This window comes from Microbacterium hatanonis, from assembly GCF_008017415.1.
In the GTDB taxonomy this organism is placed as follows: domain Bacteria; phylum Actinomycetota; class Actinomycetes; order Actinomycetales; family Microbacteriaceae; genus Microbacterium; species Microbacterium hatanonis.
The window spans coordinates 1,867,549-1,880,626 of record NZ_VRSV01000001.1 but is presented as its reverse complement, the minus strand read 5'-3'; the positions used below and the strand labels follow the sequence as shown (position 1 = coordinate 1,880,626).

The 13,078-nt window shown below is 70.3% G+C and carries 12 protein-coding genes; 7 read left to right on the top strand and 5 right to left on the bottom strand.

Going from position 1 to position 13,078, the window contains the following annotated elements:
• Nucleotides 1-82: 82 nt before the first annotated feature.
• Nucleotides 83-1,456 carry a sensor histidine kinase gene (locus FVP77_RS09090; RefSeq protein WP_425463134.1) on the bottom strand — a complete coding sequence of 458 codons (1,374 nt, stop codon included), beginning with the start codon at nucleotides 1,454-1,456 and terminating at the stop codon, nucleotides 83-85.
• Nucleotides 1,457-1,524: 68 nt separating this feature from the next.
• Nucleotides 1,525-2,259 carry a response regulator transcription factor gene (locus FVP77_RS09085; RefSeq protein ID WP_147894175.1) on the bottom strand — a complete coding sequence of 245 codons (735 nt, stop codon included), beginning with the start codon at nucleotides 2,257-2,259 and terminating at the stop codon, nucleotides 1,525-1,527.
• A 162-nt stretch (nucleotides 2,260-2,421) separates the two neighbouring features.
• Between FVP77_RS09085 and FVP77_RS09080 the strand changes: the two genes are divergently transcribed.
• Both FVP77_RS09080 and FVP77_RS09075 read left to right on the top strand, forming a co-directional pair.
• Nucleotides 2,422-3,876, top strand: a complete 1,455-nt coding sequence (locus FVP77_RS09080; protein ID WP_147894174.1) for an ABC transporter permease — start codon at nucleotides 2,422-2,424, stop codon at nucleotides 3,874-3,876.
• Between the two features lie 41 nt (nucleotides 3,877-3,917).
• On the top strand, nucleotides 3,918-4,646 hold the full coding sequence (locus FVP77_RS09075; RefSeq protein ID WP_187266860.1) for an ABC transporter ATP-binding protein: 729 nt from the start codon (nucleotides 3,918-3,920) through the stop codon (nucleotides 4,644-4,646).
• A 110-nt stretch (nucleotides 4,647-4,756) separates the two neighbouring features.
• Here the strand turns inward: FVP77_RS09075 and gndA are convergent, their stop codons facing one another.
• Nucleotides 4,757-6,352, bottom strand: a complete 1,596-nt coding sequence (gndA, locus tag FVP77_RS09070; RefSeq protein WP_147894173.1) for an NADP-dependent phosphogluconate dehydrogenase — start codon at nucleotides 6,350-6,352, stop codon at nucleotides 4,757-4,759.
• Between the two features lie 28 nt (nucleotides 6,353-6,380).
• Nucleotides 6,381-7,124 carry a FadR/GntR family transcriptional regulator gene (locus FVP77_RS09065; protein WP_246134031.1) on the bottom strand — a complete coding sequence of 248 codons (744 nt, stop codon included), beginning with the start codon at nucleotides 7,122-7,124 and terminating at the stop codon, nucleotides 6,381-6,383.
• A 150-nt stretch (nucleotides 7,125-7,274) separates the two neighbouring features.
• On the opposite strand from FVP77_RS09065, the gene FVP77_RS09060 reads away from it, so the two are divergent.
• From FVP77_RS09060 to FVP77_RS09045, 4 genes are read left to right on the top strand one after another with little or no spacing between them, the layout of a single operon-like run.
• Nucleotides 7,275-8,666 (top strand): GntP family permease, encoded by a 1,392-nt coding sequence (locus tag FVP77_RS09060; protein WP_147894172.1) that lies wholly within the window; start codon nucleotides 7,275-7,277, stop codon nucleotides 8,664-8,666.
• 19 nt (nucleotides 8,667-8,685) lie between these two features.
• Nucleotides 8,686-9,453, top strand: coding sequence for an SDR family oxidoreductase (locus FVP77_RS09055; protein WP_147894171.1), 768 nt, complete (start codon nucleotides 8,686-8,688; stop codon nucleotides 9,451-9,453).
• A gap of 33 nt (nucleotides 9,454-9,486) precedes the next feature.
• Nucleotides 9,487-10,503 (top strand): zinc-binding dehydrogenase, encoded by a 1,017-nt coding sequence (locus FVP77_RS09050; protein WP_147894170.1) that lies wholly within the window; start codon nucleotides 9,487-9,489, stop codon nucleotides 10,501-10,503.
• 17 nt (nucleotides 10,504-10,520) lie between these two features.
• The gene (locus FVP77_RS09045; RefSeq protein ID WP_147894169.1) at nucleotides 10,521-12,059 is read left to right on the top strand and encodes a gluconokinase; all 1,539 of its coding nucleotides are present in this window, start codon (nucleotides 10,521-10,523) and stop codon (nucleotides 12,057-12,059) included.
• 4 nt (nucleotides 12,060-12,063) lie between these two features.
• Here the strand turns inward: FVP77_RS09045 and FVP77_RS17170 are convergent, their stop codons facing one another.
• A complete protein-coding gene (locus FVP77_RS17170; RefSeq protein ID WP_281290317.1) occupies nucleotides 12,064-12,192 on the bottom strand; it encodes a hypothetical protein in 129 nt (42 codons plus the stop codon).
• 246 nt (nucleotides 12,193-12,438) lie between these two features.
• Between FVP77_RS17170 and FVP77_RS09040 the strand changes: the two genes are divergently transcribed.
• On the top strand, nucleotides 12,439-13,071 hold the full coding sequence (locus FVP77_RS09040) for a 50S ribosomal protein L25/general stress protein Ctc (protein WP_147894168.1): 633 nt from the start codon (nucleotides 12,439-12,441) through the stop codon (nucleotides 13,069-13,071).
• Nucleotides 13,072-13,078 lie beyond the last annotated feature (7 nt).

The window sequence follows — 13,078 nt, the reverse complement described above, 5'->3', positions numbered from 1 at the left end:
GGGTTCGTGAGCACGGGGTGGTGCCGGGCGTAGAGCGTGTGCTCGGGCGTAGATCGTGTGCTCGCGGGGCGGATGCTGCGCGTCAGGCCGGGTCGGACGGCTTCGCGGGCAGGCGCACCTCGAAGGTGGTGTCGCCGGGATCGCTGCTGACCGAGATCGTGCCCGCGTGAGCCTCGACGATGGCACGGGCGATCGACAGCCCGAGTCCGGTGCCGCCGGTCTTGCGGGCCCGCGAACGGTCGGCGCGGGAGAACCGCTCGAACAGCTCGTCGGCGACCGCAGGGTCGACGCCGGGTCCGTCGTCGTGCACGCGCAGCACCGCCTCGCCGCCGTCGCGGCGGACCGAGACGGTGACGGTCGTGCCTTCGGACGTGTGGGTGCGGGCGTTGGCGAGGAGGTTGGCGACCACCTGGTGCAGGCGCGACGTGTCGCCGGCGAGATGGACGGGCTCGTCGGGCACGTCGATCTCCCACCTGTGGCCGGGACCGGCGGGCCGGGCGTCGCCGACCGCTTCGAGGGCGAGCTGGGTGAGGTCGACGGTTCCGTAGACGAGCTCCTGCCCCTCGTCGAGGCGGGCGAGGAGCAGCAGGTCTTCGACGAGAGTGGTCATACGCAGCGACTGCGCCTGGATACGTGAGAGCGCCTCGTGCGACGTGTCGCTCAGCGTGCGGTCGCGCAGCGACAGTTCGGAGTAGCCGCGGATCGACGCGAGCGGGGTGCGCAGCTCGTGGCTGGCATCGGCGACGAAACGTCGCATGAGCTCTTCGTTCTGCTGACGGGCCGAGAGTGACGCGTCCACGTGGTCGAGCAGCGTGTTCAGCGCCGATCCCACCTGCCCGATCTCGGTGCGCTCGTCGGCCTGCTCGTCGGGCACGCGGGCGGTGATCGACACCTCGCCCTGGTCCATGCGCACCGCCGCGACGCGCTGCGCGGTCTCGGCGACCGCACGGAGCGGCTTCAGACCCGCCCGGATGACGATCGCGATGATCGACCCGAGGAGCACGAGACCGCCGGCGGTGACGAGGGCGATCGTGGTGAGGATCTGGGCGATCGTCGAGGTCACGTCGGTCAGCGGCAGTCCGAGCACGGCCGATCCCGTGCCGGCCACCCGGTACTCGCCGAGCCCGGGCAGGTCGATGACCTCCGACGCCGGCGCACCCATGAGCGCGTTGACGACATCGTTGATCTGGTCGGAGTCGAGCTCGCGAACGGCGTCGCCGTCGACGTACGCGCCGGTGACCCCCGCGAAGTTCGATACGACCAGCACCGTGCCGGGCTCGAAGAACCCGGCGGTGAGCACCGCGCTGGCCGTGTTCTGAGGGCCGAACCGCAGCTCCTGCACCTGCGACTGCACCTTCGTCTGCAGGTTCTCCTGCAGCACGTTGCTGAGGATCGCGCTCGTGCCCAGAGCGATGATCGCCAGGATGATCGCGACCATGCCGATGATCGCTGCCATGAGACGCGCCTGCAGGCTGTAGACGTGCCCGCGTTTGGTCGTCGAGATCTGTTGGGCGGTGTCGGCCGTCACTGCGGTGCTTTGATCATGTAGCCGACTCCGCGCACGGTGTGGATCAGCGGCTCGCGACCCGAGTCGATCTTCTTGCGGAGGTAGGAGATGTAGAGCTCCACGACGCTCGAACGGCCGCCGAAGTCGTAGTTCCACACGCGGTCGAGGATCTGCGCCTTCGACACGACGCGACGCTGATTGCGCATGAGGTAGCGCAGCAGCTCGAACTCGGTCGCGGTCAGTTCGATCGACGTCCCCGCACGAGAGACCTCGTGGCTGTCCTCGTTCAGCGAGAGGTCGCCCACATGGAGGATCGGCTCGCCGCCCCCGGCGAACGCCGTGCCCGCTCGTCGCATCAGTCCGCGCAGGCGCGCGACGACCTCCTCGAGGCTGAACGGCTTCGTGACGTAGTCGTCACCGCCGGCGGTCAGACCCGCCACGCGGTCGGAGACGGCGTCCTTCGCGGTGAGGAAGAGCACCGGCACGTCGTTGCCCGAGTGGCGCAGGCGCTGCAGCACGGCCATGCCGTCGAGGTCGGGCATCATCACGTCGAGCACCATGGCGTCGGGTACGAAGTCGCGTGCGGCCTGCAGCGCCTGGAGGCCGGAGGCCGCTGTCTGCACGTCCCAGCCCTCCATCCGCAGAGCCATCGACAGGAGGTCGGTGAGCATCTGCTCGTCGTCGACGACGAGCACGCGGAGAGCAGAGCCGTCAGGGCGGGTGAGGGCGGGGGAGGCGACGGTCGCGGTCATGCACTCATTGTGCTCGCCCACCTATGTGCTTCCTATGGCGAATGTTATGGCTGCGCTGTGAATTCCGTTTCATCGGCTTCTCTGAAGTCCGCCACACGCGACGCATGAGCGCGCTCCCTACGGTCGGGACGACGGCGGCATCCGGGCGCCGGAAGGAGACACATGTACTGGACGTACCTGCGCCGCGAACTCGCCGGGCGCAAGAAGCACACGATCATCGTCGCCGCGGGGCTCGCGATCGCGATCGCCCTCGTCATCGTCGTCAATTCGCTCTCTGCCGGTGTGCGCGATGCGCAGACCCAGGCGCTCGCCTCGGTCTACGGCGTCGGCACCGACCTCACCGTCACGGGGGCCTCGGTGGAGCCCGGACAGGGCGGGGGCTCGCGCTTCGACTTCGGTCAGGGCGAAGGCCAGACCGAAGACGGCACCACGAGCCTCAGCCAGTCGCGCCTGATGACCGACATGATGCGCGGCACGCTCGACGCCTCCGCCGTCGACACGGTGGCCTCGCTCGACGGCGTGGCCGCCGCATCCGGCGCCCTGTCGCTCACCAACACCACCTTCTCGGGCGAGATGCCCGACATGTCGCAGATGGGCGAGGGCGCAACGCCCGGTCAGCCGCCCGCGGGCGGCGCGGACGGCGCCGGGGGAAGCGCCTTCGACATCCAGTCGTTCACGGTGCTCGGCATCGACCCCGCCGCATCCGGGGTCGGCCCGCTGTCGTCGGTGACCGTCACCGACGGACGAGGCCTGGATGCTTCGGACGCCGGCGCGAACGTCGCCGTGGTCGACAGCAGCTACGCCGCGACGAACGAGCTCGCCGTCGGCGACACGATCGACGTCGGCGGCACCGCGATGGAGATCGTCGGGCTGGTCTCGTCGACGTCGTCCGACGCCGACACGGCGGCGAACGTCTACCTGCCGCTCGATGTGGCGCAGACGCTCGCCGGGGTGGACGACGTCGTCTCGACCGTCTACGTGCAGGCGGCATCCGCCGACGGCATCGGCACGGTCCAGACCGAGATCCAGTCCGCGCTCCCCGATGCGACGGTCAGCTCGCAGTCCGAGCTCGCCTCGACGGTGTCGGGATCTCTCTCCAGCGCCTCCTCGCTCGTGTCGAGCCTCGGCACCTGGCTGTCGGTGCTGGTCCTCCTCGTCGCCCTCGTGCTCGCCGTGCTCTTCACGATCTCGGGCGTCTCGCGTCGCACTCGCGAGTTCGGCACCCTCAAGGCGATCGGCTGGTCGAACGGACGCGTGGTCGGACAGGTCGCGGGGGAGTCGCTCGTGCAGGGACTCATCGGCGGCGTGGCGGGACTCGTCATCGGTCTGGCGGGCATCGCCGTGATCAACGTCATCTCGCCGACCATCTCGTCCGCCCCCGAGACGACGACGGGCGCCCCCGGCGGCGGCCCGGGCGGGATGGGCGCGGGCGGCGGCGGACCCTTCGGGCAGGCCACGGCGCAGGTCGCCGACGTCGTGCTCAACGCTCCGCTGACCCCGTGGATCATCGTGGCCGCGGTCGGCCTCGCGGTCGGAGGCGGGCTCGTCGCCGGGGCGTTCGGCGGCTGGCGCGCCGCGCGCCTCAGCCCCGCAGAAGCACTGCGGTCGGTCGCGTGAGACCCGACCGTCCGTTCGACACCTCAATCGGAGAAGAGAGCATGACCATCGCAGACACCTCGACCACCCCGTCCGGCATCGACGAGCGCTCGCCGATCTACCGCCTCGCGGGGGTCACCCGCACCTACCGGCAGCGCGAGCGGGTCGTCAACGCGCTCGCGGGAGTCGATCTCGAGATCGAACAGGGAGACTTCGTCACCATCCAGGGCCCGACGGGCGGCGGGAAGTCGACGCTGCTCCAGCTGCTCGGCGCGCTCGACCGTCCCACGGCCGGATCGGTGCGGCTCGGCCAGGTCGACGTCGCCGCCGCATCGAACGCCGAGATCGGGCGCCTGCGTGCCGCCGAGATCGGCTTCGTCTTCCAGGGGTTCAACCTCATCCCGACACTCACGGCCGCGGAGAACGTCGACATGGGCCTCGAGCCGCTCGGCCTCGGCCGAGACGAGCGCGCGACCCGCGTTGCGGAGGCTCTCGAACAGGTCGGTCTCGCCGATCGGGCCGACCACCGGCCGGGCGAGCTGTCGGGAGGCCAGCAGCAGCGCGTCGCGATCGCGCGCGCCGTTGCCAAGCGGCCGCGCGTGCTGCTGGCCGACGAGCCGACGGGCAACCTCGACGAGCGGATGCGCGACGAGATCCTCGCGGTGCTCGAGGGGCTCAACGCGGCCGGGCTCACGCTCATCGTCGTGACCCACGACTCCGCGGTGGCCGCGCGCGCCCGTCGACGCCTGCGCCTCGATCGCGGGAAGGTCACCGACATCACGCGCCGGTGACGCAGAGACCGCGAGACGTCATCCCCGGCACGAGACAGCGGCGTACGGCCGCAGTCTCGTATACGGGGTGACGTCTCGCGGTTCGGGCGTTCGCGCGGGGCGGCCCGACGTCAGTGCGTGTCCTCGGCCTCGATCTCGCTGCGGTCGCCCGACCACAGCGTGTGGAAGGTGCCCGGCTTGTCGATGCGCTTGTACGTGTGCGCACCGAAGAAGTCACGCTGACCCTGGATGAGAGCGGCGGGAAGACGCTCGGCGCGGAGGCCGTCGTAGTACGCCAGCGACGACGAGAACGCGGGAGCCGGAATGCCGACGCGGGCCGACGTCGCGACGACGTCGCGCCAGGCGGACTGGCTGCGCTCGAGCGCTTCGACGAAGTACGGCGCCGTCAGCAGCACCGCGAGGTCGGGCGTCTCGGCGTAGGCCTCGGTGATGCGGTTGAGGAACTGGGCGCGGATGATGCAGCCGCCCCGCCAGATGCCGGCGATGGCTCCGAGATCGATCTTCCAGCCGTACTCGGCGGCGCCCGCACGGATCTCGTCGAACCCCTGGGAGTAGGCGACGATCTTCGACGCCCACAGAGCGAGACGGATCTTCTCGATGAACTCGTCGGCGTCGTCGACCGCGAAGTCGCCCTCGGCCGACGGGCCGGGCAGACCGCCCGAGATCTCGCGCTGCTCGGCGTGCGACGACAGCGAGCGGGCGAAGGTCGCCTCGGCGATGCCCGAGACGGGCACGCCGAGCGACAGGGCGGTCTGCACCGTCCACGCTCCCGTGCCCTTCGCGCCGGCCTGGTCGACGATCACGTCCACGAGCGGGCGTCCGGTCGCCGCATCCGTCTGGCGGAGCACCTCGGCGGTGATCTCGATGAGGTACGACTCGAGCTCGCCGCGGTTCCATTCGGCGAAGATGTCGGCGATCTCGGCGGGCGACTTGCCGGTGCCGCGACGGATGAGGTCGTACGCCTCGGCGATCAGCTGCATGTCGGCGTACTCGATGCCGTTGTGCACCATCTTCACGAAGTGGCCGGCGCCGTCGTGGCCGACGTGGGTGACGCAGGGCTCGCCCTCGGCGATCGCGGCGATCGACTTCAGGATCGGGCCCAGGGTGACCCACGACTCGTCCGAGCCGCCGGGCATGATCGAGGGTCCGAGGAGAGCACCCTCCTCACCGCCGGAGACGCCCATGCCGACGAAGTTGATCCCCGTCTCGCGGACGGCCTTCTCGCGGCGGATGGTGTCGGTGAACAGCGCGTTGCCGCCGTCGACGATGATGTCGCCCGGCTCGAAGACGCGCACCAGCTCGTCGATGACGGCGTCGGTGGGACGGCCGGCCTTGACCATGATGATCGCGGCGCGGGGCTTCTGCAGGTTCGCGGCGAACTCCTCGTACGAGAAGGCGGGCGCGAAACCGGCCTCGGGGTGCGCCTGCACGAGGTGCTCGGTCTTGTCGGAGCTGCGGTTGTACACCGCGACCGTGTTGCCCTCGCGGCTGGCGAGGTTGCGCGCGAGGTTCGAGCCCATCACCGCGAGTCCGACGACACCGATGTTGGCCTGTCCGCCGGTGGCGGGGGCATCGACGCCGGCCTCGCCGACGGGACGCTCGACGTTCTCCGAACCGGGGGCCGATTCGTGGTCGGGCGCCGAATCGGGGCCGTCGGCCTGATCCGGTGAGAGGTGCTTCTGTGCGGACGTGGGGTCAGAGGACACGCGAACTCCTTGAAGTCTCGGAACCCCCTCAGGCTATCGGGATCGAACCGGGGGCCGCTGTCGGGGGCTGCTGCAGCGCGCTGACCTCGTCGGCGACGAGCGCCAGATGGTGTCGGGCCTCCCGCTCCGCCACGTCGACGTCGCCGGCCACGACGGCCGCGGCGGTCGCGACATGGGCTTCGAGCGTGCCGGGTCGCGGGTCGGAGGGCGTGAGCCCGTAGGAGGTGCGGCCCCGGAGGATCTCGGTCACCGGACCGGCCATCTGGGCCAGGAGAGCGTTGCCGCTGGCCGTGAGCAGGAGCGAGTGGTACGCGATGTCGGCCGCGAGGTACTCGTCCGAATCGCCCAGGCCCGCGGCCCCGAGGTCGCTGAGGGCGGTCGCCGAACGCAGGAGCTCGGCCCGCTGCTCGGCGGTGGCGCGCTGAGCGGCGAGCCTCGCCGCGACCGGTTCGACGGCTTCGCGCAGATCCATGAGCTCGATCAGCTGGTCCCTGCGGCGGGGGCCGTCGAGCGTCCACTGGATGACCGAGGCGTTGAGGCTGTCCCACTCGGTGCGCGGCTGCACGGTGATTCCCACGCGCCGACGGGAGCGGACCAGTCCGTGCGTCTCCAGCACGCGGATCGCCTCGCGCACCACGGTGCGCGACGTGCCGAACTCCTCCTCGAGGCCGGCGAGGGTCAGCACCGTGCCCGCGGGCAGCGTGAGACCGGCGATCCGGCGCCCGAGTTCTTGCACGACGCGGCTGTGCGAGCCTTCGCGCATCCCGCTCATCAGGCCTCCGTTTGTAAAAGTACTATCTTTGTGGCAACCTGACGGTGGCTTCGGGGAAGCGCTCCGTCGAGGCGGTCCCCACCCTAGTCAGCCCCGGTCGCGCGGCGTCAGCCATGGGCCGGTCACCCTCGAATTCAACGGAGAATCCCCATGGAAGAGTGGACTCAGACACTCGGAGCGCTCCCGCTGCTCGGCATAGCCGCAGCGGCGATCGCGGTCATCCTGTTCCTGGTCATCGTCGTCAAGCTGCACGCGTTCCTCGTGCTGGTGCTGGTGTCGCTCCTGACCGCGCTCGCCACCGGCATCCCCACCGGTGAGATCTCGGGAGTGCTGGTCAGCGGGTTCGGAGGCACGCTCGGGTCGGTGGCCCTGCTCGTGGGGCTCGGCGCAATGCTCGGCAGTCTCGTCGAATCCAGCGGCGGCGCCCGGGTGCTCGCGGAGAAGATGGTCGACGTCTTCGGAGAGAAGCGCGCAGCCTTCGCCCTCGGCATCGCTTCGCTGATCATCGGGTTCCCGATGTTCTTCGACGCCGGCCTGATCGTGATGCTCCCGGTGGTCTTCGCCGTCGCACGCCGCGTCGGCGGCAACAACCTGCTGCTGTACGGGATCTCCTCCGCGGCGGCGTTCTCGGTCATGCACGTCTTCCTGCCTCCGCACCCGGGCCCGGTCACGGCGACGGAGTACTTCGAAGCCAACCTCGGCGTCGTTCTGCTCGTCGGCATGCTCGTCGCGTTCCCGACCTGGTACATCTCCGGATACCTCTGGGCCAAGCGCGTGAACAAGCGCATCCCGATGCCCGTCCTGGCCCTGTTCGGCCGTCCGGAAGACGACGTGCAGGCGGTCAACCCGCCGAAGGCGGGCACGGTGATCGGCATCATCGCCGTCCCCATGCTGCTCATCTTCCTGAACACCGGGCTCGACGCCCTCGGCTCGATCGGCGTCGTCGATCCGACCGCGCTCTGGGTGCAGTTCCTGACGCTCATCGGAACCAGCCCCGTCGCCCTGCTGATCTCGGTGCTCGTGGCCCTCGTCGTCCTGGGCCGCGCCCGCGGCGTCGGCGGAAGCGCGCTGGAGAAGATCGTCGAGCGTTCGCTCGGCCCGATCTGCTCGGTCATCCTCATCACCGGTGCGGGCGGAATGTTCGGCGGCGTCCTGCGCGCGTCGGGCATCGGCGATGCGCTGTCGGGGACGCTCTCCGACCTCGGCCTTCCCGTCATCTTCGCCGCGTACATCATCGCGGTGGTGCTCCGCCTCGCGCAGGGTTCTGCGACCGTCGCTCTGGTCACCTCCGCCGGCCTCGTCGCCCCCGCGGTGATCAGCGGCGGCTTCAACCCCCTCGAGGTCGCGGCGATCACTCTCGCCGCCGCGGCGGGCTCGGTCTTCGCCGGACACGTCAACGACTCCGGCTTCTGGCTCGTTGGCCGCCTCATGGGCATGGACGTGAAGACCACGCTCAAGACCTGGACGGTCCAGCAGGGGCTGGAGTCGATCATCGGCTTCGTCCTCGTGCTCGTCGTCTACCTCGTCGCCCAGCTGTTCTGACCGAAAGGCACCCCGAGAGATGAACGCGATGTTCGACCTCACCGGCAGATCGGCCCTCGTCACGGGCTCGTCCCGGGGCCTCGGGCGATCCCTCGCGCTCGCGCTGGCGGATGCGGGCGCCGACCTCGTGCTCCACGGGCGCGACGCGTCGGCGCTCGCGGAGTCCGCCGACCTGCTCGCGGCGCGGAGCGGTCGACGACCGGTGACGGTGACGTTCGACGTGACGGATGCTGCGGAGGTCGAGCGGGCGATGGGCGATCTCATCGCCGCGCACGGCGTCCCCGACATCCTCGTCAACAACGCGGGCGTCCAGCGGCGCGCGCCGTTCGCGGAGTTCCCCGTCGCGGACTGGGACGCCGTGATCGCGTCGAACCTCTCGAGCGTCTTCTACGTGTCGCGCTTCGTCGCGCCGGCCATGATCGAGCGGGGGTCGGGCAAGATCGTCAACATCGCGTCGGTGCAGTCGATGCTGGCCCGTCAGACGATCGCGCCCTACTCGGCGAGCAAGGGCGGGGTCGCGCAGCTCAGCCGGGGAATGGCGGCCGACCTCGCACGGCACAACATCCAGGTCAACACGCTCTCACCGGGGTACTTCGCGACGGAGATGAACTCCGCGCTCGTCGCCGACGCGGAGTTCTCGGCGTGGGTCGAGCAGCGCACCCCGGCTCAGCGCTGGGGGCGCCCCGAAGAGCTGGCGGGCACACTCCTCTATCTCGCATCGTCGGCGAGCGACTTCGTCAGCGGGCAGAACATCTTCGTCGACGGCGGCATGACCTCCGTCGTCTGATCACCCCTCGTTCCCGTCACGAAAGGATCGACCATGAGATCGGTCGTCATCAACGGCAAGCTCGACCTCGACGTCACCGACGTTCCCGAGCCGGAGCCGGCAGTGGGCCAGGTGCGCATCCGGGTCGACTTCGTCGGGATCTGCGGCTCCGACCTGCACTACTACTTCGAGGGCGCCAACGGCGCGTTCGTCGTGGAGGAGCCGCTCGTCCCCGGCCACGAGCTGTCGGGCCGCGTCGATCTCGATCCCCGCGGCGAGCTGGCTCCGGGAACCCCCGTCACGGTGCATCCGGCGCGGTTCGGGACGCCGACGCGGGGGACCGAGGACGAGCCCCATCTCTGGCCGGGGGGCTCCTATCTCGGCAGCGCGTCGACGCGTCCGCACACGCAGGGCGCGATGAGCGAGCTGCTCGTCGTCGAGGCGGACATGGTGCGCGTGCTCCCCGCCGATCTCCCGGTGCGCCGCGCCGTGCTCGCGGAGCCGCTCGCCGTCGCCCTGCACGCGATCACGCGTGTCGGCGACATCACGGGCGCCCGGGTGCTGGTGTCGGGCGCCGGACCGATCGGACTGCTCACCGCCGCCGCTGCCCGCGCGCGCGGCGCCGAGCACGTCACGGTGTCCGACGTCCTCGTCGAGCCGCTCCTGCGGGCCACCGGCCTCGGAGCGGACGCCGTGGTGCGCATCGGCGAGCAGTCGCTCCCCGACGAGGCCTTCGATGTCGTCTTCGAGTGCTCGGGCGCCGCCCCGGCGATCTCGGCCGCGCTCGCCGCCGTCCGGCGACGCGGCACGGTGGTGCAGGTGGGGATGGTGCCGAACGAGGCCAAGCCGCTGAACATCGCACCCCTCATCTCGAAGGAGGTGTCGCTCGTCGGGGTCTTCCGGTTCCACGACGAGATCGATGACGCCGTGCGACTGCTGACGCAGCATCCGGAGATCGAGGCGGTCATCACCCACGTGCTCCCGGTCGACGAGGCCGTGCGGGCGTTCGAGATCGCCAAGGACTCCACGGCGAGCGGCAAGGTCGTCGTCGAGCTCGCCGCCGTCCGCTGACCTGGAAGGATCTGACCATGACGGATGCTGCGGACCTGGTCATCGGGCTCGACCTCGGAACGACGAGCACCAAGGCCGTGGCCTTCGCGGTCGACGGCACACAAGTGGCGACCGCGTCGCACGGGTACGCCCTCGACACCCCTCACCCCGGGTACGCGGTGCAGGACCCGGAGGCCATCCTCGAGGCCGCCTACGCCGCCGTGCGCGACGTCGTCGCGGTGACGGGCGCCCACCGGATCGCGGGCATCTCGTTCTCCTCGGCGATGCACAGCCTCCTCGCCCTCGACGCGGCGTATCGGCCGCTGACGCCCGTCGTCACCTGGGGCGACACGCGCGCCGGGGTGCACGCCGAGCGTCTGCGGGCCCAGCCGGGCGGTCTCGCCCTGCACCGGCGGACGGGTACTCCGCTGCACCCCATGTCGCCGCTGCCCAAGCTGGTCTGGTTCCGCGAGGTCGAGCCGAAGCTCCACGAGGAGGCGGCCTTCTGGGTGGGCATCAAGGACTGGCTGCTCGTGCGCATGTGCGGTGCGCTCGTCGTCGACCATTCGCTCGCCTCCGCCAGCGGCCTCATGAACATCCACACGCTCGCGTGGGACGACGAGGCCCTGTCTATCGCCGGTATCTCGGTCGAGCAGCTCCCCGAGCTCGTCCCCACCCGTCATGTGCTGCGGGGCCTCACCGAGGAGGCGAGCGAGGCGATGCGCCTCCCCGCCGACACCGCGGTGGTCGTCGGCGCCGGCGACGGACCCCTGGCCAACCTGGGCGTCGGGGCGGTCGGCCCGGGAGTCGCGGCCTGCTCGATCGGTACGAGCGGAGCCCTCCGCGTCGGGGTCGACAAGCCCGCGGTCGATCCTCAGGGCGGCGTGTTCTGCTACGCGCTCACCGAGGACCGCTGGGTGGTCGGCGGGGCGATCAACAACGGCGGCGCGACCCTCGACTGGGTGCGTACCCTCCTCGCTCCCGAGATCGCATCGGGCGAGGAGGCGGAGCTGCTGGAGCTCGCCGCCCGTGCCCAGCCCGGTTCGGGAGGGCTCATCATGCTGCCCTACCTGCTCAGCGAGCGCGCCCCGCACTGGAGTGCGCTGCCCAAGGGCGCCTACATCGGGCTGTCGCGGGCGCACACCCGCGAGCACCTCATCCGCGCGGCCCTCGAAGGGGTCTGCCTGCAGCTCGCGCTCGTCCTGCAGTCGATGCGGGCCGCCGGGCTCGAGATCACCCAGGTGCGCGCCACCGGGGGAGTGATGAAGAGCGACCTCTGGCGCGACGTGCTCGCCGCGGCGCTCGACATCCGCGTGGACTTCGCGGAGGGGCAGGAGGGCTCGAGCTTCGGAGCGGCCCTGTTGGGGATGGAGGCGCTCGGACTGATCGACTCCATCGACGTCGCCGCCGACCTCATCCCGGTCGTCGACCACGTGCGTCCCGATCCGACCGCAGCATCCGTCTACCGACAGCTGCAGCCGGTGTTCGGCGCGCTCTACGACCAGCTCGTTCCCACGTTCGCGAGCCTGCGGCGGCTCGCGCCGTCGCTGCCCGTCGAGCTGCGCGAGCGACCCTGATCGGTCAGGGCTTGCGGTAGCCCTGTCGTCCCATCGAGAACAGCGCCGCGATGAGGCCCGCTCCGCCGACCGCGGCGATGCCGCCGACGATCCACAGCATGACGTGGGAGAAGAAGTGAGCGTCCAGGTCCAAGGGGTCCTCCGGAGGGGATCGGGTGCGTCTTCATCGTACCGGCGCCGCTGGTAGACTCTGTCCTTGAACTTCGGCGAGGGATGCCCACGTCGCCCGTGAGGGTGATCGCAGCATCCGTGATCGACGCAGTGAAGCAGGCTCACGGCTTTCCTCACGCGCTCGCGTTCGAGTCGAATCCAACCCCAGACCACAAGCACTGGGCAGTACCCGTGAACTGCGGGCCGCACGCCCACGAGGAGAACAACCATGTCGGAAGACAACAAGGTCAGCGCCGAGCTGCGCGAGAACTTCGGCAAGGGCTTCGCCCGTCGCCTGCGCGCCGAGGGCAAGATCCCCGCCGTCATCTACGGTCACGGCACCGACCCCAAGCACGTCTCGCTGCCGGGCCACCAGGTCTCGCTGCTCATCCGCCGCGCCAACGCGCTGCTCGAGCTCGACATCGCCGGCACGCCCGAGCTCGCGCTGGTCAAGGACGTGCAGAAGGACCCCGTGCGTCAGATCATCGAGCACATCGACCTGCTCGTGGTCAAGAAGGGCGAGAAGGTCTCGGTCGACGTCCCGATCAGCGTCGTCGGCGAGCCGGCCCCCGGCACCATCGCGAACCTCGAGGGCAACACCGTGTCGCTCGAGGTCGAGGCCACCCACATCCCGCAGAACCTCGAGGTCAGCGTCGAGGGCCTCGAGGACGGCACGCACATCACCGCGGCCGACCTGAAGCTTCCCCGCGGCGCCGTCCTCGCCGGCGACCCCGAGGCGCTCATCATCGCCGTCTCCGTTCCGGCCGCGACTCTCGCCGCCGAAGAGGAGATCGCCGAGATCGACGCCGCCGTCTCCGCCGCACAGGCGCTCGAGTCGGCCGACGAAGAAGCATCCGAGTAAGAGCAAT

Excerpts from the sequence above, each read along its gene's own strand:
- FVP77_RS09060 (WP_147894172.1), top strand. The coding sequence starts at position 7,275 with ATGGAAGAGTGGACTCAGACACTCGGAGCGCTCCCGCTGCTCGGCATA.
- FVP77_RS09050 (WP_147894170.1), top strand. The coding sequence starts at position 9,487 with ATGAGATCGGTCGTCATCAACGGCAAGCTCGACCTCGACGTCACCGAC.
- FVP77_RS09075 (WP_187266860.1), top strand. The coding sequence starts at position 3,918 with ATGACCATCGCAGACACCTCGACCACCCCGTCCGGCATCGACGAGCGC.
- FVP77_RS09065 (WP_246134031.1), bottom strand. The coding sequence starts at position 7,124 with ATGAGCGGGATGCGCGAAGGCTCGCACAGCCGCGTCGTGCAAGAACTC.
- FVP77_RS09040 (WP_147894168.1), top strand. The coding sequence starts at position 12,439 with ATGTCGGAAGACAACAAGGTCAGCGCCGAGCTGCGCGAGAACTTCGGC.
- FVP77_RS09085 (WP_147894175.1), bottom strand. The coding sequence starts at position 2,259 with ATGACCGCGACCGTCGCCTCCCCCGCCCTCACCCGCCCTGACGGCTCT.
- FVP77_RS09080 (WP_147894174.1), top strand. The coding sequence starts at position 2,422 with ATGTACTGGACGTACCTGCGCCGCGAACTCGCCGGGCGCAAGAAGCAC.
- FVP77_RS09045 (WP_147894169.1), top strand. The coding sequence starts at position 10,521 with ATGACGGATGCTGCGGACCTGGTCATCGGGCTCGACCTCGGAACGACG.
- FVP77_RS09055 (WP_147894171.1), top strand. The coding sequence starts at position 8,686 with ATGAACGCGATGTTCGACCTCACCGGCAGATCGGCCCTCGTCACGGGC.
- FVP77_RS09090 (WP_425463134.1), bottom strand. The coding sequence starts at position 1,456 with ATGGCAGCGATCATCGGCATGGTCGCGATCATCCTGGCGATCATCGCT.